Here is a 25,829-nt window from a genome sequence, read left to right as displayed (position 1 = left end):
AGTTAAATAATTTGATGGCTATCGAACAGTTTTTATGAAGTAATGGTCACTTATCTATAATTTATTCTAACTTTATACGGGACACACTATGATCCAAGTAAATGCGACTATGCCAACTGGGCAACTACAAGAATTAAAAGATGGTGAAATGATCAGTCATGATACTTCAGAACTTTTTGCTAATAAAAAAGTGGTAATGTTTGCCGTACCGGGTGCATTTACCCCAACCTGTTCAGCAGCACATTTACCTGGCTATGTGGTTTCAGCTGATGAATTAAAAACTAAAGGCATTGATGCCATTATTTGCTTGTCTGTTAATGACGCTTTTGTCATGGCAGCGTGGGGAACGGCGCAAAATGCTGAAAACCTGATGATGCTAGCGGATGGCGATGGTAGTTACACAAAAGCGCTAGGCCTTGAAATGGAAACCGCAGCATTTGGCGGCTTACGCTCGCAACGTTATTCAATGATCATCGACAACGGTGTGGTAACAAGCTTAAACATTGAAAAACCGCAAGAATTTGAAGTCAGTAACGCCGAAACCATTCTAAGCCAACTATAAACTATAGTTTCAGCAAGCCACTCGGGAGCCAATGCTCCCTTTTTAATCTACTTACTGCCTTTGATTCGAATGTTAAGTGCAAATTTTTTATTTGAAACGTTAAAGTAAGATAAATAAAAACCATTATCGTTTAACTGTAGCCCTTGTTTTATAAGGACTTTATAAATATTTGTCTTGAATTAATATTGATATTAACGCACACTGCCGTGCATAATTTATGTGATAAAACGCACAACGAGGTAGCACAATGTTAAAACCTGAAATGGTTAAGCAGTTAAATAATCAGATCAACTTAGAATTTTATTCTTCAAACTTATACTTACAAATGAGTGCTTGGTGTGAAGAAAAAGGCTTTGAGGGTGCTGCGATGTTTATGCGTAAGCATGCTGCAGAAGAAATGGATCACATGACCCGTTTATTCACTTATGTTAGTGAAACCGGCGCACTACCTATTTTAGGCACCATTGATGCGCCACCACATGAATTTGAATCATTAGCCGATGTTTTCGAAAAAACTTATCAGCACGAATGTGAAATTACTGAACACATTAATAGCTTGGCGCACCAAGCGTTTAGTAATCAAGACTATTCTACCTTTAACTTTTTGCAATGGTATGTTGCTGAACAGCATGAAGAAGAAACCTTGTTTAAAAGTGTGTTAGATAAAATTAATTTGGTCGGTCACGACGGCCACGCATTATTTTTTGTTGATAAAGATTTAGCTGAAATGGCAAAAGCTAGCGGTGGTAGTATTATGACTGCAACAGCTGGCCAGTAAAATCGAGCACACAACAAAATAGCAGAAAACTAAAAAGGCTTACCTAAATACTTAAGTAAGCCTTTTTTATTGTGCGCAATTTATTAATCACACGGGTATAACGCTATTTTTCAGTAATAAACATTAGCCTTCTTCGTCATCAGTTTGTTTCAGTATTTCTGTACGATAACCGGTTGGCTCATTAATATCAGCTTCAACGATTAAAAACAATTCTTCTGACTCTTCATCAAGTACCAGCTCAAAGCTTGATAGGATAACATCACTACTATCAACTTTAGCTACGGCAAACACTTGATAAGTATTATTTTGAAGATAAACAGATTCAGGTTGAGTATAAGCAGCACTGCGATTATACAATGCTGTTTCTATGGTTTCGTCACTGCGGACAAAATAGAAATTAACTAAACTAAAATCATCGCTATCAACCAGGTTTATCATGGTAATTTGATGATCGTAGATACTTTCTCGAGTGCTGTTATTAACCACAAGAGATCGAATTTTCACTTCAATTTCATCAACAATACCGTCATTGTTTTCATCAACATTGCCATCACCATCAAGATCAACATCTTCTTCATTTAAGTAAAAGAATACTGTTTTATTGGTATTTTCAGCCAAACCTAACAAATGATTGCTCAACAAAGATTCAGCCGTATTTGGAATTAACAAATCTAAACTGTAATCACCTTTATCTTGAATTTTTGTGTCACTGAAATGCCCACGCTCAAGTGCTTTAATTTCCGCTTCATCATCAATACCATTAATGTAAACGTCGAACGTTCCTGTGTAATTCGGTATCAAATCATGCTCAGTAATCGCATTATAAGCTCTGAATCTTGCTTCTGAATCGGTATCTAAATATTCAGTTATTGATGAGCTTGACATACGATCAAGCCCATAAGGTGAATTGCCAGAGCCATTGTTTTCACGCACTATCATCACATATTGTGCAGGGTAAGCGTAATCAATATCACTTGAAGTAAACAACACCTCTTCAGTTCCAGCCTTGGTGATATAGAAAATATATTCATCTTGCTCAAATTTTTGATTGTCTGATAATTGCTTATAATTATATTGCCCAACTAATGTTGCTTCATTGAAAGTTTCATCAGACTCTGACATGTAAACATCAACGCCAGCAGAATCTGGGTGTAAATTTAATATCCGTAAGTTGAATAGATCATCATCCTCGTCTTCATCGTCATCAACTACGGCAATATTGTAAGTTTCCACTTGTGCTGAGGTAATATCATCGGTTAATACCAATAATTGAATATTATCTTTACTAACCGTTATTTGTCCTTCTGCTACCAGTGCTAAATCATCACGATCATTGCTGTCTTCGTCTTGCCAGCCCATTTCATAAAAATAAGTATTCGGTTCTACCTCAAAGTTACTCAGTGCTTCAGTGTATTCAATACCATTAAAGGTGACTTCATAGTTACCATCATCATCATCGTCATCTGACTGTAAATCTTGGTCAATGGTTAACAAAATTTCGGGCGCATTTTTCGAACTATTGTAAAATTTCACATAACCGACATCACTATTGTCATCACCACCGCCACAACCGGCAAGCACTAACGCCGATGCAAATAGCAATATAGTTGAAGATGAAATAGTTGAAAACAAGTGGGATTTAGAACTCATATATTTTTCCAATAAAGTTAATGGCCATTACTGCACAGAAATAACTGACAGATCATTAATGCTCTCACCTGAAAAAACAGCTGAATAAGCACGTTGTAGAGCCGCATTTTAGGAGGTAGTTCTAAAGTTCACATCATCTTTGCACTTCTTTACTTATCTATACTTTTCTTTACACAGTAGGAAGATAAAGGTCTGCAGAATAATGCTATAAAATCACCGTAAATAGGTGATAAAAATAAAGGACAAAAAAATGATTATTGAGATAAATCATAGCTGACAATGTTTGCTATAAATAAATTTACCTTCACCATTTTCCAGCATACGAAGCGAAGAATTTGAGCAAAAGGAAAAAGCTAATATTTTTGCCAAAGATAATGAAAAAAAGAATTTTTTGTTATTCAATCAATATAGTTTTACTTACGGACATCATAATGCAATTAAATTGGCCTTAAAAATAACTCGCACAATTTTATCTTATCGCTCTACTGAATCATCTCACGTATAATAATGTCATCTAAAACATAAATCGGGTTGTTTCGTTGATATTTTCTGACGTAGTTATTATTGGTGCGGGTGCAGCAGGCTTAATGGCCGCAGCTACCGCTGGCTATCGAGGCCGTAGTGTTACCGTACTAGACATGGGGAAAAAACCGGGCCGAAAAATATTAATTTCTGGCGGCGGCCGATGTAATTTCACTAACGAAAACGCTAGCCCTGAAAACTACCTTTGCCAAAATCCGCACTTTACTAAATCAGCGCTTAGCCGCTATAGCGCACAAGATTTTATCGAACTTGTTGACCGTCATGGTCTGAATTATCACCATAAAACCTTAGGGCAATTATTCTGTGATAATAGCGCTCAAGACATTGTCGATATATTGATGACCGAATGTGAATGGGCAGGTGTCGATATTGCCTTGCGTAGCGAAGTCATCTCAGTCAACAAAAGTGATACGGGTTATGAAATTGTCACAACAAGCGAAAGCTATCAATGTGAGTCATTAGTTATTGCTTCTGGTGGCCTTACTATGCCGAAATTAGGCGCTAGCCCAATAGCTTATAAAGTTGCTGAGCAATTTGGCCTCAATGTTTTACCTACCACCGCAGCATTAGTCCCTTTTACTTTGCATGATCACGATAAACAGAAGTTTGACGGCCTGTCTGGAATTAGTCTACCGACAGAGGTTAGCAGTGAAGATGGCACCACATTCAATGAAAACATCTTATTTACTCATCGTGGTTTGTCGGGCCCTGCCATTTTGCAAATATCATCATTTTGGCATGCTGGGCAAGCGGTAACCATCAACTTGCTACCGGAATCACCTGTTGATATATTGCTCAATGACTGGCGTGAAACTAGTGGTCAAAAATCACTAAAAAATATGCTCGCCACTGTTTTACCCAAACGCTTTGTTGAAGCATTAGTCAAACAAAAAGACATAACAGATAAAGCCATCAATCAAATCAGTAATGACGAAATTACCTATCTAGGGCAATATTTACATCAATGGCAAATCAAACCTAACGGCACTGAAGGTTACCGTACAGCAGAAGTAACCTTAGGTGGTGTCGATACCGACGAATTATCATCAAAAACTTTTGAAGCAAAAAAAGCAAAAGGCTTATTTTTTATTGGTGAAGCAATCGACGTCACCGGCTGGTTAGGCGGCTACAACTTTCAGTTTGCGTGGAGTAGTGGCATGGCGTGTGGGCAGGCGGTTTAGTTGGTTATAACAAACTATAACGAATACTCAAGATATCTAGTGACGCTCTAACTATATAATTTATATTAGTTTTGTTTTTATGGTGTGTATTCGTTTTAGAAATAATGTAGGTTTCTAGCTTCGACCTCCCATAATTAGATAAGACAGATACAGGTTAAACTTCATTAAACCTTATGTAAGTCGCGCTAACTTTCAGTTTGGACTTCCCTGACTTTACTAGACACCAAATGAGTTACATTGTAACTTCCCCACAAATGTAATCAAATGTATCCAAAGTGCTTTTTATCGCAATATTTCGGCGCTTTACCCTAAGCTTACGCGCACTGAATAGCCGAACAACTTATACTGCTACCAGTATAAATTTTGGAATAATTGAATGAACTTAACGCGCAACGCTTTAAAAAATCCAGCGGCCATTATTGTCATTGTTGCTTTGGTCATGGTGTTTGGCTTTATGAGCGTGCTTAAATTGCCCATTCAATTAACTCCTGATATTGAACAACCACAAATTACTATTTCGACAGGCTGGCGCAGTGCAGCACCTGCCGAAATGGAATCAGTGATCATTGAACCCATTGAGAATGTTGTAAAAAACACTCAAGGAGTGACTAAGGTTACCACTAACATTCAACGCGGCTTTGGTAATATCACCCTCGCTTTTGACGTGGGTGCTGATATGCAGCGCGCTATGCTTGATGTGATTAATAACCTTAATCAAGCGCCGCCATTACCTTTAGATGCGATAGAGCCAGTCGTATCGGCTGGCGGTGGTCGCGGTGGTCCAAATACCGCGTCATTGATGATTAAAACCTTACCCGATAACGCCAATACAGATTTAGGCTTATATCAAAAGTTAATTGAAGATGTGGTTAAACCGCGTTTTTCGCGCATTCCAGGTATGGGGCAAGTTAACTTAAATAGCTCTCGCCCGCGTGAATTACGCATTACTTTTGATCCCATGCGTACTGCTTCTCTGGGCTTATCCATTGCCGATATCAGTTCAACTATTGCTCGTGCCAGTGATGTTTCTGCCGGTGTTGCCGATGTCGGTCGCCGACAATATACCATACGATTTTCTGGGCAATATAGCGTAGAAAATTTAACTGATATGATCATCAGTTTCAGTGGTGACCGACCTATCTATTTAAAAGATGTCGCTACCGTGGAAAATACCTTAGTTGACCGCTTTGGCTTTAATTTACGTAGCGGGCAACCTTCTTATTATTTCACCTTGAAGCGTCAAAACGATGCCAACACCGTTGCCTTGCTAGACGAAATTAATATTGCCATTAAAGAACTCAATGCTGGCCCAATGAAAGCCGCAGGTTTGGTCATAGAGCTTAGCTTTGATGCGTCAGTGCATATAAGAAATGCCCTAGAGCTGGTACAAAACAACTTAGGTTTAGGGGTATTACTGGCCTTAATTATTCTCTGGTTATTCTTACGCGGCATTCGTAATACGCTGATTATTGCTGCGACTATTCCGGTCTCATTAATGGTGGCATTTATCACCTTGGCGGCATTCGATCGCAGTTTGAACGTTATTTCACTGGCGGGTTTAGCCTTTTCTGTTGGTTTAGTTTTAGATGCGGCGATTATTGTGCAAGAAAATATTGTTAGGTTGCGCAGTTTAGGCATGGACAATAACAAAGCGGTTATGCGCGGAGCCTTGCAAGTAACGGGGGCGCTGTTTGCTTCAACCGCAACCAGTGTTGCGATATTTTTGCCGATTTTATTTATGAAAGGCATTGAAGGCCAGCTATTTTCTGATTTAGCACTGACACTTTCTATTGCCGTTATTGCTTCACTGGTCTCGGCCATCACTATTATTCCTATCGCCAGCAAATACTGGTTAAAAGCGGATGAAACGCCAGACCCTTTTGCCCACTATTGGGAAAAATTAACTCACTTAGTCATGCGATTAACCAATTCAACCACTAAGCGTTTTAGCTGGATAGCTGCCCTGCTCGGTGGCTCGATTCTGGTGACTATGCTGATGATGCCTAAAACCGACTTTATGCCTCGTGCCCCAACCGATGGCTTTTTTTACAGCCTGAATATGCCGCCAGGTGGTAACGTTGACTTTATTGAACATGAATTTGCTAGCTTAGTAAAAGAGCGTTTGGCGCCTTATTTAAGCGGTGAAAAAATGCCAAAAATAAAAAGTTATAACTTTTATTCTTATGGCTCAGGTTCAACAGGAGTTTTTATTTACGCTGATGACCCAACCCGCGTTGAAGAATTAATGCAAGAAGTCAGAACGAAAGTGATGGCTAATTTACCTGACACACAAGTATTCATATTTAGGGGTTCAATGATCAATGTTTCTGGCGGTGGTAATGGCCGCACTATTGATATCGACATTAAAGGTCCTGATATTGAAAGTTTAATGACCGTTGCTCAAGCGGGCATAGACGCTATTAACGAAAATATGACTGGCACAACTGCCTTTCCAAACCCTAGTTTGAGCTTATCTGAACCTGAACTTAAACTCGTGCCGAACGACCAACGTATTTCACAGGCAGGTTTAACGCGTCGTGACGTTGCTAATGCTATTCGCGCTTATACTAGCGGCCTGTTTATCAGTGAGTACTTCGATGGTAATGACCGCGTTAATGTGATTTTACGTGGTAAACAATGGAATACACCTGACGAACTTGCCTCTTTGCCGATTCATTCGCCATTAGCGGGTGTTCAAACCATTGGCGAGCTTACCGAAATAACCCGAACAGCGGGACCAACTCAATTACGTCGCGTTGACGGTAAACGTACCATTAGTTTGCAAGTTTCACCGCCAGCAGATATGTCGCTTGAAGAAGCATTGAACTCGATTCAAGTCAGCGTTTTACCTTCAATGAATGCTCTGCTGCCTGCTGACTCTTCTATTTTACTCAGTGGTAATGCCAATGAAATGGCTAATGCTATTAATGATATGTTGAAAAACTTTGTGCTAGCGTTACTGATTTTATTTTTATTGATGACGGCATTATTTAAGTCAGCCAAAGACAGCTTATTAGTGCTGCTTGTTATGCCAATGGCAGTCGCGGGCGGAGTCTTAGCGTTGAACCTATTGAATGTCTTTACGTTTCAATCACTCGATTTAATGACCATGATCGGCTTTATCATCCTCTTAGGTTTAGTGGTTAACAACGCGATTCTACTGGTTGATCAAACTCGGGAAGGTGAACGCGAAGGATTATCGACTCACAAAGCGGTTGCACAAGCCGTACGCATTCGCGCTAGACCAGTTTATATGAGTACGTTAACCAGTTTATTTGGTATGTTACCGCTGATGTTAATGCCAGGCGTTGGTAGTGAAATTTATCGTGGTTTAGCGACCGTTATTGTTGGCGGTATGACCGTTAGCGCTATTTTTACCTTAGTGCTATTTCCAAGTTTATTACGACTTAGTGAAAAAGGCGCAACAGCCGCTATTGATAACAGTAAAAACAGAGTAATGCTAAGCCAACATCATTAGCAAGTAATCATTAAAGGAAGCACCATGTTTACAATGAAAAAAGTTATTAGCGCCATACTCGGTGCCAGTATATTGCTTGCAGGGAATACCATTGCAGCTGAAGGTCCAACACCTAAGCCCGTTAAAGTTGATCCGGTTAAAGTAATGGATTTAAGTGCCACTACTGATTTAATGGCCACAATTCATAGCCGTTCACATGTACCGGTTACGGCTGGCGTTAATGGCCGTATCGAATGGCTCGCTGAACCCGGTAGCATGGTACAAGAAGGTGATGTCTTGGTAAAAATGGATTTATTACCTTTAAAATTGATGCAGCTAGAGCAACAAGCACAATTAAAGCGCGCCAAAATTAATGTCAACTATTTGCACAATGAAGTACAACGTTTACAGAAACTTAGAAAAAGTAATTCGGCATCACAGTTTCAACTTGATCAAAGCCAATCACAGTATGATTTAGCCAAAACAGATATTGAAATTGCCGACTTAAAATTACAACAGATTAACGATCAAATACAACGCGCCAATGTCACCGCACCATTCTCAGGCGTTATTACCGAACGCATCGTACGAGCAGGTACTGATGTTAATCGTAGCGATAGCTTGTTGAAATTACTCGACACTGAGCACTTAGAAGTGCGCCTGTACGTGCCGATTAAATACTTAGCATTTATCCGTAAAGGCCATAGCTTGAATATCAGTGCTAATGGGCAAATAATTAACGCGAAAATCACAGCACTGATCCCAAGCGCTGATGCCAAGTCACAAACTTTTGAAGTACGAATTAATATTCCCACGCATTTAAATGAGTCATGGGCTGCCGGTCAACTTGTTAAAGTCACTGTGCCAATTCAAGCAACTAAAAACACCTTAACCGTGCACCGCGATGCACTGATTTTACGTAAAGATGGTACTTACGTGGTGAAAATAGATATCGACAATAAAGTGCACCGTTTACCAGTGATTGTGCAAAATGGCACTTTTGATCGCGTTAGCATTGAAGGTGATTTAAAAGCTGGTGATAACGTGGCTATTCGGGGCGCTGAGCGTTTGAATGAGGGGCAACAAGTTGTCGTGCAATAGATTTATACCACGTCTAGTGTGAGTATTTTTCTGTTGTTAATAACAAGATATTAGAAGACTTAGCTTATTGAGGGTTTTTCTGTGAGTAGGTTTGAAATTGTACTCTAATGCTTAATCTGCTTATTCAGTTCGGATTGATTGACTTTATAATACCAAGTCTATTAAGTTTCTTCCCACTCAGAGCTTATCAGCGTTTTGAGAACAACGATCATTTTGTGAATATAATTATTCAATATGAAGGAAATTATCGGCGGTTATCGAACCGCTGGTAAGCTCCAGAAGGTTGATTTTAAAAGGTTTACAGGCCGCGTTATTAATTTCGATAAGGGAATAACCATTCTCTTCAATCAATGCCTTGCCCACATGGATGTAGGTACTTAAGTTCAGTCTGGAACTGTGAACCTGTGCCTCTAAACCTTTTAAATTTCCCTGAGTGGGAAGCAACTTAGTAGAATTAGTATAATCAGTTGATTTATAGCGTTATTGACTAAATTATGCCCTAGTTCTCTTTAAGTAAAAAATTAAATAGCCGCGATAATGAATTTATGTGCTTAGCGAGTGCTTTATTACCAACCAATAGCGAGCTCTTGGGCGTAAAAAACGCTTATATGCACTTAAATAGCATGGTTGAGTAAAGTAGCTGCACTCATACTGGAGTTATATATTAAAAAATTTGAGTTTCAACATCATATTTGTCTAAAATTTCTTTTAGTTGACCTGTTTTTTTTATTTTTTTTATTGCTGCATTTATTGCAGGAAGCTGCTGTTGCTTTGCTTTATTAAGTCTTATTAGTAAATTTCCAGTAGAATGTAGTGCTGCCATCTCGATTTCCGCTTGAAGAATTTCCGCCCAATGCTTCGCGGCTTCATACTCAAGAATTACTGCTTGCACGCGCTTATATTTTAACGCTTTAATTAAACTTTCTTCGTCACTAAAATCTACGCGCGTAAATTGATAATCATCAAAATAAAAATACCCTGCAATAGTACCAATAGGCATAGTGTAAATACTCTCTAAGCTCGGAAATAAATGCTTATTACCTTTAAGTGTTATGACATACTCCTTTATTGCAAAAAGTGGCTCACTAATAACAAAATTACGACCGTAAGTTCCGCCAGGAAACCATGCTGTGCAGATAAAATCAAAATCAACAATACCTTTTACCAAAGCAAATTCTGCACGTTTCATTGGCCAATTAACAGCAGTAAATGTAATAGCTGAGTGTTTTTCAATCAGTACCACCAACTCAGATAAAATACCATCTTGATTTGGTGTCTTTCCTGTTCTATATGGCGCCCAACCGGTATTTTCACCTAAATCAAAATGTAATGTTGTAGCGCTATCTCGTGCAAGTACAACCGGGGTAACCGAAAAAACACTGAAGATAAATAACATCAGAAAATAGATTGGTATTTTTTTCATAATTTTCAACTTAGTATTATCATGAACATCAATTGTATACTCAAATCTCTCCTGCATATAAACTCCAACATGACTTTAGTGCGTATTTAACAGCTATAAAATGTAATATTAAAGCTTTGATTTCACATTACCCCCATCAGTTTCTTTTGCATTTCAGTCTAAAGGACAGTGGTGATATTACTGTTCACAGATTAAAGTATAGTCTGCAATTAGCTTAAATATGAGTTGTAAGTTTATATTAACTTCATAAAGTAATGTGCTATGCGAAAATTAATCAAGGTCTGGTATCGCGCTATAACTAATGATATAACCGCGCCATATTATTTAATTTAGTAGTGAATAAAGTTTACTACCTTGACAACCTAAGGCAGAGGCTTGTTGTGCTAAGCTGTATAAAAGGCAAGCAGAGCTCTGAAATACCATGAATTTAACCATAGAATTTAAACAACCAGAAATTAAAAGCACTTTTGATTGGCAATTAATACAAGAAATTAATGTCAAAAATGACCAAAGCCAAGTTATTGCCAAAGCAGAAATTGAAATAATCACACTAAATAAACATCGAGGTGCTGACGAAAGCTATGAATTATTGAGCCAGCAGGGTGCTACTGACTGGGAAGTACCATTAAACTTATTTTTTAAAAAACAAAATGTTGCTGCAGATCTACTGGACAAATTACAAGCAAAAATAGATACAAAAGCTAAAGATCATCTATTAATTGAAGCGATAAGTGTTTTACCTGCATATCGAAAACAAGGCGTGGCTAAGTTTCTTTTAACCGCAATAGCTCAACACTACAGCAAGGTACAATCTATTTCAGCACTGAGTATGCCGATGAGTTTATTTGTTGATGCTCAAGATTGTGAGAGTGAAGAAAATAAAACTTACTACCAAGCAATGAATTTAGCAGCAGATAATTTAAACCCTGAGCAGTTAAGTGCTTTTTTTGAAAAATCAGGTTTTAACTATTTAGCCATTGATGATAGTGCCTTAGAAGCGCCGTTACCGTTTAAAGTATTTATCGCCAGCCCAAAGACTATCATTTAGTTTTGTATATATAAAACCCCTAATGTTTAGGGGTTTTCAGTTTTATTATCAAACGACTCTGTTAACTTTTACGTAATCGACCTGAGCCTACTAATAACATAATTGCTAAAACAAAAATCGCTATTGAACTTGGCTCTGGCACACTCGCTTGACTACCTAAGCGAACGCTAACGTCTTCAGCAGTAACACCATTATATGCGCTGCCAAATAGGTCAAAAACAGCAATGTTACTCAAGGAAAATTCAGCTAGCCCTAAACTAACAACGTTAAAGTCGATAGACGCTAATAGAAATTGACTCAAGCCATCTTGCGCAGCAAATAGATCAAATGCATCTGCAAAGGCAAACTCACTAATAAATAAACTATTGAGTCCGGTGTTATCGACCACAGTATCACTTGGTATAAAAGTAACCATATCAACATCTAACCTAGTGCCAAAAGTTACTTGTTGAAATGTTAATAAGCTATCTGGAGACAATAAATTAAATGAAAATTCAGAAACTAACGGCTGAAAGCCGTTGTTAAAATCTGAAATATAAATATTTGCGGTTAAGGTATCATCAATACCATAAAATTTATCTTCAATATCAATAATTAATGAAGCATTTGCCGTAATTGTTGTGCACCATAGAGTCAACAATATTAAAAAATTTTTCATGTTATTTTCCTGTATATGGTTAGGTTATTAAATTATTTTTATTTAACTTACACAACTTGCACGAGTACATTTCGCCATTAATGCTCTTGCATCTGAACTGCTCACTGTACCGTCGTTATTAAAGTCATAGTCAAGTTCAAAGCTCACGCCTGCTCTTAATTGGCTAATAAAACTTCTAATGTCGTTAATATCGATATCTCCGTCATTATCAAAATCACCGAGCAGCACTTCTGCAATATTAAAAGTAAACGAAACAATAACCGGGTCATGATCCGAGGCACGATAAGCATCACTGCCATAATAAGAGCCTAACTGTCCGTCAGACTTTTTCTCCATGTTGTAATCAAAAGCTCGAGGTTCATCAGCATTAATGTGCCACTCATCAACAGCATCAACTAACGCAGTGAGTGCATTGGTTGCTAACATATGATCAAGATAACCAACCTCACCACCAAAGCCGTATGAATAAGCACTAGGACCTACTTTTTCAGCAATTAAATTACGGTAACCGTTAGCAGTAATAGTTTCGATAGGATCTTCTTTACCGTAAGCATTTAAATCACCAATAATTAAGATGTGGTCGGTTTCGATACTGGTTGGTTTTGAATCCAACCAATTAACTAGTTTTGTTGCCGCTTGGGTTCTCAACTCATTCCAACAAGCTTGACCATCATTTTGGTCAGCATTGTTACCAGAAGCGCTACTACAACTACCTTTTGATTTAAAATGGTTAACCGCTATAGTAAAGTTTTCACCGCTAGCATTAGAGCTAAACGACTGAACTAATGGTTGACGATTACCAAAATCAAATGGCGCCTCATTCGTTGTCATAGTATTACCGATAAGCGTTACTGTGCTAGGTTTATAAAGTAAACCGACAGCAATAGCGTCTCCGCCTAACTGCGCAGCATCAATGCTGATATATTGATACGTATTAGCACCCACTAAGCTGTTTAACTTGTCAGTTAAATCGGCAATCGCTGAAAGCTCATCATAACCGTCATTCTCGATTTCCATTAAGCCCACAACATCCGCGTTGATTTCGGCAATCGCCGCAGCAACTTTATTGCTTTGACGGGTAAACTCTTCAAGTGAATCTGTGCCACGCGAGGTTGGAAAACCACCTCCATAACCATCACCATTAAAGTAATTTAGCACATTAAAACTGGCAACTTTGATTTCGCTTGTCGAGCCAATAGTAGGTGATGACTCACGGAGATTGCTTGCGCTAAATGTTGGTGTTGTCATAGGTAATACACGGTAGGCGTTAAAGCTGTAATCTAAAATACCGCTTAAGTTTTCCACGCTGTCACCTAAACGCACGGTGCTGTTATAGCTTAAACCTGCATTTGGAAAAGGGATAAACTCTGGGTATTGGCTACTATTTTTATCATCAATAACAATAGCATTTCGTGAGTTTCTATCAGCCAACGCAATTGCTTGACTAGAGCCAGGCGTATAAACATTAGTTGGGATAATTAATCGACCGTATGACAAGGTTAGCTGACCATACTGTGCTAGATCATAGCTATCAGATACATGTAACTTCTGTTCAAAAGTGACTCTCATCCCTTCCCAGGATTCCCAGTCACTTAAACTAGTCACAGGCATAGTGACATTGGTTGCGGCAATGGCATCGCCTGCACCACAGTCAAGGATACTTTCACTTAGTGATAATTGCGTACGATTATAAAACTCTTTTACGTCACCTTTAGCACGTACCAGCGTGCCTTCAGTTGGCACTACGCTGTTGCCATTTAAGTAAACAAAAATTGCTTCTGATGTTGCCGGATCTGCATCGTTATCTTGCGCTTCTTCCTGAATGAAGAAACCAGATAAACTGTCGACCACCGAGGTTACAACCGCTTCGACAACTTTGCTTTCATCAACCATAATTGAAGCATCGCCGCTACCTTGAATTGCGCTGATCAGTTCTGCACTATCACCACACATGCCAATTAATGATGGCGCTTCTGGCTCAGGATCAGGTCCTGGGCTAACCACAACGCCATCAAAACTATGGGCACCTAAATAGCTAAAGGTATTTGATGAATAGCTATCCCATTCATTGGTGACAATAAAGTCATCACTGACGTTCTTATCACCTGAAGTAACATTAGACTTTCTCACTAAGGTGGTATTTGCCGCCCAGCTAGTTCTAACGCCTTTAACACCAAATGAGTCAACCAACTCACCATCTTTTACTAGCTCAAAATAGTCATCACCATTAAAATTAATTGCACTGCTGGTCATATCCACTAAGGGTTTAAGTGCACTGTCAGCGGTTATTTGGCTTGAACCTATAACAACAACATCGTTAGCTAGCACTGTACCAGCAAGGTCTGCCGTCACTGTCGGTTCGGTATTACCATTGCCATACAGTTTCAGCTGATAGCCAGATAAAGATACGGTGGTACTCGTAGGGTTAAATATTTCAATTGCTTTATTGTAGCTACTGCCCTCAATATATTCAGAGATAAATAACGCTGAACTGCTTGATGGCGGTGTCGGGTCAATCGGATCTGGAAGCGTGGGGTCAACTGGATCGGTTGGTGTCGTTCCATCACAGGCATTAGTAAAAATTTTCGTTACCCATTCTGGATGATCGATAAAGGGATTACGATTGCCTTGAAACTCATAAATGCGATTATTACGTTCTTGCTCATAGCTGTCCACTGGGTCAGCTTCATGCCAAGCCAATAAAGCACATAACTTACCTAGTTGTGGTTGCCCTGTGCTGGTTAGCATATCAACTAAGGTTAAATCTGGCGTTTGAGGGTCTGCACCTTCATAACGCACATCCATATAAAAAGTCATACGAGCAACATCGCCTTTAACCGCATTTCTTGGCTCAAATGAATTACTATCCACACGATTCAATGGCGCTTCTGACAATGCACTATCACTGTAATCAAAATCTAAATTACCACGTGATGAATTAACCGAAATATCTGTCGGTCTTAAATGATGAATATCGGTATAAGCTGAGGCACTTGAGCTTGGAAAGCCATGACTTTTTGCCCATACATGCTCACGATTCCAGTTATCTGGATTAGAAGATTGAGAACCGCTTCCGTTAGAAAACTTTGCTAATGACGTGCCTTTATACAACAAAATAACATTATTATTATTTAGCGGGTCTTCATCAGTTTGAGTTAACGCGGTCCAAACTTCAGAGTAAGTCAACACCTTATGATTAAGGCTTATTACACCATTAATCGCAGTACGAAGTTGTGCTGATGTTGCTTGGTTTGTCAGCGATGAATGTACATCGGCATAATAAATACTATCGTCGAATTCACTGGCAACAGCAACCTTGCTTAACTCTGGGCAATTGAAGCAAGCATCGGTAATAGTATCGCTGATTGGTGGTTCTACAGGTGGTTCAATTGGCGGCTCCACTGTACCGCTATTGCCCGAAACCACGACATTATCAAAAGTTATGTATTCAGTGCCGGCATTATTTTTCATGCTAATACGAATAACTAACGAATTACCTGCAGCAATAGCTGTGGTGATGGTTTCACTGGTAAAATCATCAATTAAGGTGTGTGATGCACTCCCCTTACCTTGCCAATTATCTATGGTATTAAATACTCCACCGTCAATAGCATAAGCAACATCTATAAAATCAGTACTTTCGTGATCACCATTCTCTGCGGCATTTACTGCCAAAGTTATATCAGAAAAACGGCTAATGTTGATAGCTTCTGACTGCCACATGGCTATACCGTCTAAATCTCGTCCTTCAAACTTTCCATTGTTGACTTTAAACCAATCTGATGTCGCTGTAAGCTCTGCTGAACTAACATCAATTGACCATTTGGTTACATCAGTTAAATCAACTTGATTAAAAACGGCCCCTTTGCCATCAATACTTACCGCATCGAAGTTTTCACTCCATATTTCATCCGCGTTAGCCATTGATGAAGCTAGCACACTACCGGTAAAAATAGTAAAAACCACTGTACTTGCTAAGCTTGATTTAACACTGCTGAACTTTTTCCGCAAAAAAATATTCACCACACACACTCCCCAAATTATTATTATGCAAAATGCCTAATGGCATTCTGTATGTTAAATGTTAAGTTATTGTTAAAGAAAAGTGAATGTTTTTTAACCACTGACCATTTGGTAAGTAAATATTACTTTGAATTGATGTCTATTGAGAGAGAGTTAGCAAAGTGTGTTTTAGTTAATTTTAATGACATAACAGCAAAAAAATATAACTTTATTTTATTATGCTTTTTTTCGTGCGCTGTATTTCTTCGCTTTTATTTTACCTTTAAAAGCAACTTTAGGTAATTGTGCAAAAGATTGTTGCTCAGATTGTGCAATCATCTGTGCTATGGTCGCTGTTAAAGGATTAATAAGATCTTGGTAGCGATTTTTTTTCTCACTAATATTGGTCAATGTTGCTTCCCAGTGTGCGGTCATATCGGGCATAGTCGCAGCGACAGGTAAGGCCTTGATTAACGATGTACCAACAACTGTTGCATGAATATTTTTTCCTTGTCGCTGCAAATAATCACGCTTAAAGAGTAAATCAATAATCCCTGCACGGGTCGCTTCCGTACCTAAGCCATCATTTTCTTTTAAGAGTTTTTTAATCTCATGATCACTGACAAATCGAGCAATACCTGTCATAGCACTTAACAAGCTAGCGTCGGTAAAATGTTTAGGTGCTTGTGTAATACGACTAATTAATTCTCCATGACGAGACAATATTTTTTCACCTTCAACTAACTTCGGTAATAGTTGATGCGCTAATTGCTGTTCAACATCATCATCACTCCCTTGTTTTACTGTCTCTGGCTTTTTCTTTGCCCGCTGAAATAATACTTTCCAACCTTGAGCAATAGGCGTTTTAGCATTGGCTAAAAACTTACCGCCAGCAATAAGCACTTCAACGCGAGTTTGATTATATTGATAAACTGGATAGAACTGCGCTAAGTATTGTCGAACAATAAGAAAATAAATTTTCTTCTCAAATGGATTTAACGATAATTTCGATGGCGATTTTTCAGTCGGAATAATGGCATGATGAGCGGTAACTTTGGCATTGTTCCAGGCTTTACTTTTTAACGAGCTATTGGCCCCTTGTGCAAATGAGGAGTAGCTATCATCTGCACTAACGAGCATAGCAATAATGCCCTTAGCTTGGCCATGATGCTCTTTTGGCAAATAGCGACAGTCTGAACGCGGATAAGTGATCAACTTATGCTTTTCATACAAAGCCTGACATACATCTAGCACCAATTTTGCATTCAGTGAGTAAATTTTTGCTGCGTCAATCTGTAAGGCTGATAAGCTATAAGGTAAAGGTGCAGCTTGTTTTTTTTGTTGCTCATTGACCGAACTAATTACCGCTGGCTGGTTTTCAATACGACGCACAACATTTTCGGCTAAAGCACGGTTAAGGACACGACCTTCTTCATCCATATGAGGTTGGCAAGCTGCACTTGGCTGCCATTTAGCAATAAAGTATTCTTGAGTATTACTTGTTAAATGCGCGTGCACGTCATAAAAGTCTTTAGCAACAAAGTTATCAATTTCTTGTTGGCGTCGTACCACTAAACCTAGCAAGGGGGTTTGCACTCGGCCAACCGATAACACACTGTTAAAACCAGCCTTTTGGCCTTGAATTGTATAGGCTCGCGTTAAATTAATACCGTATAACCAATCAGCTCTAGAACGTGCTAAGGCCGATATCGACAATGGCATAAATAACTGGTTACTTTGCATATTAGCAAGTGACCTTTGCACCGCAGGTAAATTTAAATCACTGACCAATAAACGTTTAATATTTTGCTTCTTCTTCGCCGGCACCTTTAAAAAATCGATCACTTCATCGACTAACAGCTGTCCTTCTCGATCGGGATCGCCAGCATGAATAATTTCATCGGCTTGCTTGACCAGTTTTCGCAATACGGTAAGTTGCGCACGTGTTTGCGTTTTGGGCTTTAATTGCCACTGCTCAGGCACAATCGGTAAATGAGCCATTTGCCATTTTTTAAAGGCCGGATCATAATTTTCTGGCTTAGCTTGCTCGAGAATATGGCCGATACACCAACTCACCACATCGCCATTACCAAGCTCGATATAACCTTGATGATTTTTCTGTGGTTTAGGTAATGCCGCGGCAATTGCTCGACCTAAGCTTGGTTTTTCAGCAATATATAATTTCAAGATGAATACTTATCTGAGCAGTAAAAGCTATTAAACTTATTAGCTAGCCTAGCACTTAAAACTGTTTATTTATACAGTAAAGTGTACTTAATGTTAATCGATAACTCGCTGCAGTGCTGTTAACCAACCTTGATAGTGCCGATTTCGACTGTCTTCAGCCATTTTTCTGTCAAACTTGTCCTGCAACTGCCATGACTGTGCCGCTTGTTCAATACTGTCAAAAAGCCCCTGTTGCAAGCCCGCTAATAGTGCAGCACCTAAGGCGGTCGTTTCGGTAATTTTTGGTCGTTCTATGGTAATGGCTAAAATATCAGCTAAAAACTGTAGCAACCAATTATTCACCACCATACCGCCATCTACTCGTAATTGCGTAGTTTTAATACCGTCTTGTGCCATTGCCGTTAATAAATCACGCGTTTGATACGCCACTGATGCTAAGCCAGCGCTGACTATTTCTTTAATACCAGAATCGCGCGTTAAACCTATAATTGCACCACGTGCATCTGGTTGCCAATGTGGTGCGCCAAGCCCAGTAAAAGCAGGTACTAAATAAACATGATTTTCATTTTGCATAGATTCCGCTATGGTGGCACTTTTTCCAACATCAGTCATTAATTGCAAACCATCACGCAGCCACTGCATAGTCGCTCCGGCCATAAAAATGCTGCCTTCAAGCGCATAAGTGCTTTGATTATTTATCCGATACGCCACAGTACTTAACATTTTATGCTGCGAATAAAGTATTTCTGAACCGGTATTCACCATAACAAAACAACCTGTACCATAGGTGCCTTTCATCATGCCTTTTTCAAAGCATGCCTGACCAACCAGTGACGCTTGTTGATCACCTATCATGGCATTAATGGCAATGCTTTTACCAAAATAGTGTGTTGCCGTTTGACCAAAATCATCGGCACTATTTTTGACTTCGGGTAGCATCGCCTCTGGAATATTAAACAGCGTAAGTAGCTCTTGATCCCAGCAATTTTCGACAATATTAAATAACAAAGTTCGAGATGCATTGCTGGCATCAGTGGCAAACTCTTTTCCTGCAGTTAAGTGCCAAAGTAAGAAGGTATCTACCGTGCCAAAGCATAATTGCCCAGCTTCTGCCTTTGCGCGCGCACCAGCAACATTGTCTAGCAACCATTCAATTTTACTGGCTGAAAAATAAGGGTCTATTAGTAGTCCTGTTTTCGCTGTAACTTGTCTGGCGATCTCCGAGTTTTGTTGCAGTTTTTCACAGCGCTTGGCGGTACGTCTATCTTGCCAGACAATTGCATTATAAATAGCTACTCCGGTACTTTTGTCCCAGACAATAGTGGTTTCACGCTGATTGGTAATGCCAATGGCGACAATATCATTGGCTGTCAAATCGCTTTTCGTCAGCACTTGTCGACAACTTGTTAGGGTTGTTTGCCAAATAACTTGTGGATCATGTTCTACCCAACCATCATGAGGATAGATTTGCGCAAACTCTTCTGATGCACTGGCAATAAGCTCGCCAGCAATAGTAAAAATAATGGCTCGACTACTTGTTGTACCTTGATCGATAGCCAGCAAATATTGGGGTTTGATCACACGGTTCGCCTATTTTTATGCAATAAAAAATATTGATTGATCTTAACTAAAGCTTTTTTCATTGCTTGTGCCAAGAAAAATTCGACCCATTTTTCTGGTAACCATTTAGGTCCATTGCAAACAATAGTATAACGTACAGAAGTTTGTGTTGGGGTTTGCGCCGTCAGGTAAATATTGCCTTGGTGGTTGCTTAATGGTTTATCTCCGACAATGGCATAACGTATTTGATTTGAGCTAGTAAACAATACTTGTTCTGAAAATTTCACTCCAGCAACACTAACATTACGAATTGCCCCTTTGCCACCAGCGGGCTCTCCATCATCAGCCGTTTTTGCAACAGCAAATTTTGCATCAAAAAAACGATGCAATTGCTGATGATCGAGTAATAGCTTACTGATTTCATTTGGCGCCGCGGCAACCATTTGCATTACATCAACATTAACCATAAATTTACTGTACTTTCATAAAGATAACTACAGCAACAGTAACGGATTTAGTTGTTTAGGGTCAAGGCAGAGGTATGATAATTATCAATATATGATACTAAAAACAAGAGAAAACAATAACTTAGCTAAGCGCTATATAACCTTACTATGGCAAGGCGTAAACTCTATACGCTCTCCAAACTTATTAAGAATATTCACTTTGCCGTCACAAACAGCAATAATTGACTTATCTTGCTTATAACTCTCAGGAATGATCACTCGGCCATTTTCTAATTGCACAAAGTGTTCAACACTATGCTGTAATTGCAAAGATAATTCACCATAATAAATAATGGTAACTTCTTTTATTGACCCTGTTGGCTCAAGTGAAGGTTGCATCTTGCATCCTATGTAGCTAAAAAAGAGGCCGTATTTTAATCAATTGAATAAAAAAAACTGTTAACGTTATCAACGGATGTTGCAACAAATTGTAACCATGTTTACATTTTCTAGTTATTGATGCCTAAATGATGATTTATCCGAATTAGCAACTGAGTTACACTAAAATGAACAAACCTACAGTATGGAAGTGAGTTATTTTGACCACAGTAATTAATGACAACCTCTGCCCATTATGTCATGCAAATAACCTGTGTGGCGTCAAAGGTACTGAGCCATGTTGGTGTGTCAGCAGTAATATTAAACCCGAATTACTGATGCGGGTACCAAAAGAACTCTCTAGAAAATCATGTATTTGTCAAAAGTGTATCAATAAATTTAACTTAACAGAAATTACTGACAAATCGTAACAAGTAAATAATTTTAAAATATCGACCTAACCAACTTATCTATAAGGATTTATCGTGTCATATAAGCCAGAGCAAGACATCATATTTAATACGATAACATCACCGTTGGGCGATGAATTAACTTGGCGTTGGGATGATAAATTGTCAACGTTACTTACTGAATTTTCCTGGGAAAAAAAAGACCAGATTTTACTTATATTGCGACAATTATTTACTGAAGAATGGAGTAATAAAAACATTAAAAAGTCACCACAAGCGATTAAAGATGAGCTTGGGGAGTTAGCAAAACTGACTAAAGAGCAATTGATATTTACCCGGCCAGCTACAGTAGATACACCAGCACTCGCAATTCTTTGGTGGCCTTGGGGTCACGGCGCAACCTATTCGATACGTATTAAAATATTAAGTGTTAATTATGATGATATTGCCCTGCAACAAGCACAGAAAAGTCTGATGAGTAAGTTTTTCCAACGACTCACCTCAAGATAAATCTAGTACGCGACAAACAGAAACCATATTGGCCAACGTTGGTCACCAAAAAGCTATGGTCAGGAATTTTATACCAAGTCTATTAAGTTTGTTCACTGAGTGAGAAGAAACTTAGTAAAATTGGTATTAGTTTTCATCCATGGTTTTAATGCGATTGGTTTGAAGCGATGGCGTTAGAGTTAATGCTAAATCGTCATTCTTACGATAATAAGGACTTAAAAAATACGAGTGTCTTTCTTTTCCCTTGGCCTTCGAATGGCGCTATGATGAAAAACAAAGCTTATTTATCTGATCGCAGCGATGCTGAAGGTTCAAGTATCGCTGTAGCACGTGGCTTTTTAAAGTTGCGTGATTTTCTGATAACACTGAGACCAGATCATGACGATATAGCATTAAAATAATGCGCTCAACAGCTACATTTACTGTGTCATTCTATGGGCAATTATGTTTTACAGCATGCACTTACTGCATTAATTAAACTTAATGACCAAAAGTATTTACCCCAGTTATTTCAACATCTATTTATGTGCGCGCCTGATGTTGATGATAACGTTTTCGAACAAGAGCAACCGATGGTAAATGTGCACCGACTCGCTCGGCAAGTCACGGTGTATTACAACAATGGCGATCTGGCAATGTATATTCAGATTATACTAAAGGAAATATTGATCGCTTAGGCCATAATGGTTGCGCTAGACCTCTGCATTTACACCACAAAGTGAATCAAGTAAATGGCTCTAAGATCGTCGGCAGAGTTACCGAACAAGTTATTATTTATGGGCGACCGTTAACAAAGATATCAGACAAAGTATCGACGATATCACCTACAGTGATAGCGTACGTAAAAGAGCCTCCAATCTACACAGGTTTGGCATTTAATCTAATACCTAACAGCACTTATTAACGCTGTTAGGTATAATATCAAGCGACTGTATAGCTAAAAATAATTACTCCCCCTGACTTGAACCACCATGTATAGGAGCATGCTGAATAACCCGATCCGCTAAGCGAGAGAAAGGTAAACTTTGCAGCCAGACTTTACCATGGCCAGAAAGCGTGGCAATAAACAAACCTTCGCCACCAAAGAGCATACTTTTTAGGCCTTTAGTTAATTCAATGTCGTAATCAATACCATCACTAAAGCCCACTAAGCAACCGGTATCAACGCGTAATACTTCACCATTCAGTTCCTTTTCGATAATCGTACCACCGGCATGTAAAAATGCTAAGCCGTCACCTTCTAAACGCTCTAAAATAAAGCCTTCACCACCAAAAAAACCACTGCCTAAACGTTTACTAAAGGTGATATCTATTTTAGTTCCCAAAGCGGCACAAAGAAAAGCATCTTTTTGACAAGTAACACCGCCGCCAATATCAGCGAGATTTATGCTAATAATCGAACCTGGATACGGTGCTGCGAAAGCAACAGTACGACGTTGTGGATGTTGATTAGAAAAATGGGTCATAAACACTGACTCTCCGGTCAACATGCGTTTACCCGCAGAAAACAACTTCCCCATGATGCCTTGGGTGGCATTTGAGCCATCCCCCATCTTTGTTTCAAATTCTATACCATCTTCCATATAATTCATCGCACCGGCCTCGGCGACAACGGTCTCTCCCTGATCTAAGGTTACTTCAACTAACTGCATTGAATTTCCGATAATTTGATAATCTATTTCATCACTGCGCATTGTCTATCCTTATGCTCTGGCTATATTTATCGTTAGTTAACTTTATTATTTGGTTTTAACATCTCATGCAACTCGAAAATTAAACCACTATGCTACTTAAGCAAATTTCTACTTTATTGGCTAGCACTAACCACGTACTGATATTAATTTTTACATTTACGACTGAAAATTTATGACTAATAAACCTCAACTTTCCGATATTATTTATACCTTGAAACAAACAATCGTGAAAGTACCTTTTAAAAGCATATTTTAAGGACTCGTATAACAAAAATAATAAAGCTTATTTCCGTATTCACAGTAACAGTATTACTAGTATCAGTTTCAATAGTTTCTCTGCAACATTTGAGGAAGGAACGCACTACAAGATAGTGGTAAAAAATAAAGCAACGCCGCCAGAATTAAGTGGGTAGTCACCTCACCAGCGTACCAGTCATGATAGTCAGCAGTAAATATTAAATTAATAGTGATAATTTTTTGCTGAAGTGGCCTATCTGTTTAGCCTTTAAATATCAAGTAATACAAAAAAACCGAAGCTTTAACTAGTTCGGCTTTTCATCTTTAATTAAGCTATTTTTTATTAATGTCGACGATGTTTATTACTCGGCTTACTTTTGTTTTTATCACCAAAGGCTTGTTGACGACCGTGCTTTTTTTGTCGCCCTAAAGTGTTTTTGCGTGCTGGAACATCGGTTTTCGTTAAATCGGGTTCATAACCTGGCAGCCATTGTTGCATTAAACGTGTATCTAATACTTTTTCAACCGCTTCTAATAACCAATTTTCAGACGGGCTCATTAATGAAATAGCTAAACCTTCATTGCCCGCTCGACCTGTTCGGCCAATGCGATGAATATAGTCTTCAGCAATATAAGGCAATTCGTAATTAATGACATAGCGTAAATCATGGATATCGATGCCACGAGCAGCAACATCGGTGGCGACTAACGCTCGTGTTTTTCCTGCTTTAAATTCAGCTAAAGCTTTATCTCGCGCACCTTGCGATTTATCACCATGGATAGATTGGGTTTTAATACCATCCTTCGACATTTCTTTCGCAAGCTCATCTGCACCTTGTTTGGTGCGGGTAAAAATAAGCACTTGTTGCCAGTTCTTGGAGCCAATTAAGAACGAGGTTAACTCACGTTTACGGTCACTATCAACGGTATAAACAATTTGTTCGACTTGTGTGGCAGCTGTATTGCGTTCGCTTACTTCAATAAGTTCTGGTTCATTAAGTAAAGTTTTACTGAGTTTAAAAATAGCATCGTCGAACGTTGCAGAAAACAGCAAAGTCTGACGTTTTGGCGGTAAACGATTAAGAATACGATCAATTTCATCTTTAAAGCCCATATCTAACATTCTATCAGCTTCATCAAAGACAATAGTTTCTAGATGGATCAATAACACACTGCCGTTAATAATATGATCTAATAATCGTCCAGGCGTGGCAATTAATACATCAACGCCTTTTTCAATTGCTTCAATTTGCGGTTTAATACTTACGCCGCCATAAGCAACAGCAATATTTAGCTCGGTATTTTCAGCATAGCTAACAAAACTTTTATACACTTGCTGAGCAAGCTCACGGGTTGGTGTTAATACCAAGGCTCTGATCGGTCTTTGTGCAGGGATATTCTCACTTAGGCGTTGAAGAATAGGTAAAGCAAAGGCGGCCGTTTTACCAGTACCTGTTTGTGCCCCTGCCATAATATCTTTATTAGCTAAAATAGCCGGAATCGCTTGTTGTTGAATCGGTGTTGGCTGTTCATAGCCTAAAGCTTTCACGGCATCGGTAAGTGATTTATCTAGTGCTAAGGAAGAAAAACTCATGACAAATTATCGCTTTTTAACTGAATGTTGCTTAAGCTCATGCTCAAGTTCATCGGGATAATAAACGAGCCCTTGTTCATCTTGGCTTGGAAAGACTACAATGGCGAGTTCGTCGTCTGCAAGACCATGTGTCCATCGGCTAAACCACTTATTCAAAGAAATAGCTTCAGGCTGACAATTCTGCCATTGATCAGTAACCCAAGCTTGGGCGAACTCTTCATTCGGCCAAACTGGCACACAATCTTCTTCTTCAGTATTGAGCATCACACAACCATGTTCATCAGTTAAAATCCATAACTGATTTTGAGTGACGGTCTCATTAACAAAATAAACAGCGCGTTGCGCATCATCCATTTGTAATATTTGCTTAACTTTTTCTGGCTCTAACACATGAAGTCCTGCTGAAATTT

Annotated in this window: 20 protein-coding genes and 1 pseudogene; 10 read left to right on the top strand and 11 right to left on the bottom strand. The window is 38.9% G+C overall.

All coding sequences use genetic code 11. The features are described from left to right. Nucleotides 1–88: 88 nt before the first annotated feature. Nucleotides 89–562, top strand: coding sequence for a peroxiredoxin (locus FGD67_RS11690; RefSeq protein ID WP_257171364.1), 474 nt, complete (start codon nt 89–91; stop codon nt 560–562). Nucleotides 563–809: 247 nt separating this feature from the next. Beyond that, nucleotides 810–1,340 (top strand): non-heme ferritin, encoded by a 531-nt coding sequence (ftnA, locus tag FGD67_RS11685; protein ID WP_257171363.1) that lies wholly within the window; start codon nt 810–812, stop codon nt 1,338–1,340. 123 nt (nt 1,341–1,463) lie between these two features. Here the strand turns inward: ftnA and FGD67_RS11680 are convergent, their stop codons facing one another. After that, nucleotides 1,464–2,990: a DUF4397 domain-containing protein gene (locus FGD67_RS11680; protein WP_257171362.1), complete on the bottom strand. Its 1,527-nt coding sequence runs from the start codon at nt 2,988–2,990 to the stop codon at nt 1,464–1,466. Nucleotides 2,991–3,529: 539 nt separating this feature from the next. Here FGD67_RS11680 and FGD67_RS11675 point away from each other — a divergent pair. From FGD67_RS11675 to FGD67_RS11665, 3 genes are all read left to right on the top strand, one after another. Then, entirely contained in the window at nt 3,530–4,714 is a 1,185-nt protein-coding gene (locus tag FGD67_RS11675; RefSeq protein ID WP_257171361.1) for an NAD(P)/FAD-dependent oxidoreductase, read from the top strand. 376 nt (nt 4,715–5,090) lie between these two features. Further along, nucleotides 5,091–8,192 (top strand): efflux RND transporter permease subunit, encoded by a 3,102-nt coding sequence (locus FGD67_RS11670; protein WP_257171360.1) that lies wholly within the window; start codon nt 5,091–5,093, stop codon nt 8,190–8,192. Nucleotides 8,193–8,216: 24 nt separating this feature from the next. Further along, a complete protein-coding gene (locus FGD67_RS11665; protein ID WP_257171359.1) occupies nt 8,217–9,272 on the top strand; it encodes an efflux RND transporter periplasmic adaptor subunit in 1,056 nt (351 codons plus the stop codon). 664 nt (nt 9,273–9,936) lie between these two features. Here the strand turns inward: FGD67_RS11665 and FGD67_RS11660 are convergent. Continuing rightward, the gene (locus FGD67_RS11660) at nt 9,937–10,695 is read right to left on the bottom strand and encodes an ABC transporter substrate-binding protein (RefSeq protein WP_257175105.1); all 759 of its coding nucleotides are present in this window, start codon (nt 10,693–10,695) and stop codon (nt 9,937–9,939) included. A 421-nt stretch (nt 10,696–11,116) separates the two neighbouring features. Between FGD67_RS11660 and FGD67_RS11655 the strand changes: the two genes are divergently transcribed. Next, the gene (locus tag FGD67_RS11655; RefSeq protein ID WP_257171358.1) at nt 11,117–11,743 is read left to right on the top strand and encodes a GNAT family N-acetyltransferase; all 627 of its coding nucleotides are present in this window, start codon (nt 11,117–11,119) and stop codon (nt 11,741–11,743) included. A gap of 61 nt (nt 11,744–11,804) precedes the next feature. Here the strand turns inward: FGD67_RS11655 and FGD67_RS11650 are convergent, their stop codons facing one another. The 6 genes from FGD67_RS11650 to FGD67_RS11625 all read right to left on the bottom strand — a co-directional run bounded on the left by FGD67_RS11650 (nt 11,805) and on the right by FGD67_RS11625 (nt 20,995). Further along, on the bottom strand, nt 11,805–12,401 hold the full coding sequence (locus FGD67_RS11650; protein WP_257171357.1) for a PEP-CTERM sorting domain-containing protein: 597 nt from the start codon (nt 12,399–12,401) through the stop codon (nt 11,805–11,807). A gap of 42 nt (nt 12,402–12,443) precedes the next feature. Next, entirely contained in the window at nt 12,444–16,427 is a 3,984-nt protein-coding gene (locus tag FGD67_RS11645; protein WP_257171356.1) for an ExeM/NucH family extracellular endonuclease, read from the bottom strand. A 213-nt stretch (nt 16,428–16,640) separates the two neighbouring features. Beyond that, nucleotides 16,641–18,590 carry a DNA topoisomerase III gene (locus FGD67_RS11640; RefSeq protein WP_257171355.1) on the bottom strand — a complete coding sequence of 650 codons (1,950 nt, stop codon included), beginning with the start codon at nt 18,588–18,590 and terminating at the stop codon, nt 16,641–16,643. Between the two features lie 93 nt (nt 18,591–18,683). Beyond that, a complete protein-coding gene (glpK, locus tag FGD67_RS11635) occupies nt 18,684–20,171 on the bottom strand; it encodes a glycerol kinase GlpK (protein WP_257171354.1) in 1,488 nt (495 codons plus the stop codon). Further along, the gene (locus FGD67_RS11630; RefSeq protein WP_257171353.1) at nt 20,168–20,617 is read right to left on the bottom strand and encodes an SRPBCC family protein; all 450 of its coding nucleotides are present in this window, start codon (nt 20,615–20,617) and stop codon (nt 20,168–20,170) included. Before FGD67_RS11630 ends, glpK begins: the two co-directional genes overlap by 4 nt. Before the next feature lie 132 nt (nt 20,618–20,749). Beyond that, nucleotides 20,750–20,995, bottom strand: coding sequence for a TIGR02922 family protein (locus FGD67_RS11625; RefSeq protein ID WP_257171352.1), 246 nt, complete (start codon nt 20,993–20,995; stop codon nt 20,750–20,752). A 200-nt stretch (nt 20,996–21,195) separates the two neighbouring features. Between FGD67_RS11625 and FGD67_RS21905 the strand changes: the two genes are divergently transcribed. The 4 genes and pseudogenes from FGD67_RS21905 to FGD67_RS11610 all read left to right on the top strand — a co-directional run. After that, nucleotides 21,196–21,405: a cysteine-rich CWC family protein gene (locus tag FGD67_RS21905; RefSeq protein WP_373567762.1), complete on the top strand. Its 210-nt coding sequence runs from the start codon at nt 21,196–21,198 to the stop codon at nt 21,403–21,405. Between the two features lie 54 nt (nt 21,406–21,459). Then, nucleotides 21,460–21,894, top strand: coding sequence for a hypothetical protein (locus tag FGD67_RS11620; protein ID WP_257171351.1), 435 nt, complete (start codon nt 21,460–21,462; stop codon nt 21,892–21,894). A 167-nt stretch (nt 21,895–22,061) separates the two neighbouring features. Continuing rightward, entirely contained in the window at nt 22,062–22,295 is a 234-nt protein-coding gene (locus FGD67_RS11615) for a hypothetical protein (protein ID WP_257171350.1), read from the top strand. Nucleotides 22,296–22,313: 18 nt separating this feature from the next. After that, nucleotides 22,314–22,571 (top strand): annotated as a pseudogene (locus FGD67_RS11610) (alpha/beta hydrolase); the annotation flags it as partial. A 270-nt stretch (nt 22,572–22,841) separates the two neighbouring features. On the opposite strand, the gene FGD67_RS11605 reads toward FGD67_RS11610, so the two are convergent. The 3 genes from FGD67_RS11605 to FGD67_RS11595 all read right to left on the bottom strand — a co-directional run bounded on the left by FGD67_RS11605 (nt 22,842) and on the right by FGD67_RS11595 (nt 25,773). Beyond that, nucleotides 22,842–23,588: a TIGR00266 family protein gene (locus tag FGD67_RS11605; protein WP_257171349.1), complete on the bottom strand. Its 747-nt coding sequence runs from the start codon at nt 23,586–23,588 to the stop codon at nt 22,842–22,844. Between the two features lie 580 nt (nt 23,589–24,168). Continuing rightward, entirely contained in the window at nt 24,169–25,419 is a 1,251-nt protein-coding gene (locus FGD67_RS11600) for a DEAD/DEAH box helicase (RefSeq protein ID WP_257171348.1), read from the bottom strand. 6 nt (nt 25,420–25,425) lie between these two features. After that, nucleotides 25,426–25,773: a DUF2750 domain-containing protein gene (locus FGD67_RS11595; RefSeq protein WP_257175104.1), complete on the bottom strand. Its 348-nt coding sequence runs from the start codon at nt 25,771–25,773 to the stop codon at nt 25,426–25,428. Nucleotides 25,774–25,829: the final 56 nt, after the last annotated feature.

Source organism: Colwellia sp. M166, assembly GCF_024585285.1.
Taxonomy (GTDB): Bacteria; Pseudomonadota; Gammaproteobacteria; order Enterobacterales; family Alteromonadaceae; genus Cognaticolwellia.
This window is presented reverse-complemented; position numbering and strand designations above follow the sequence as displayed.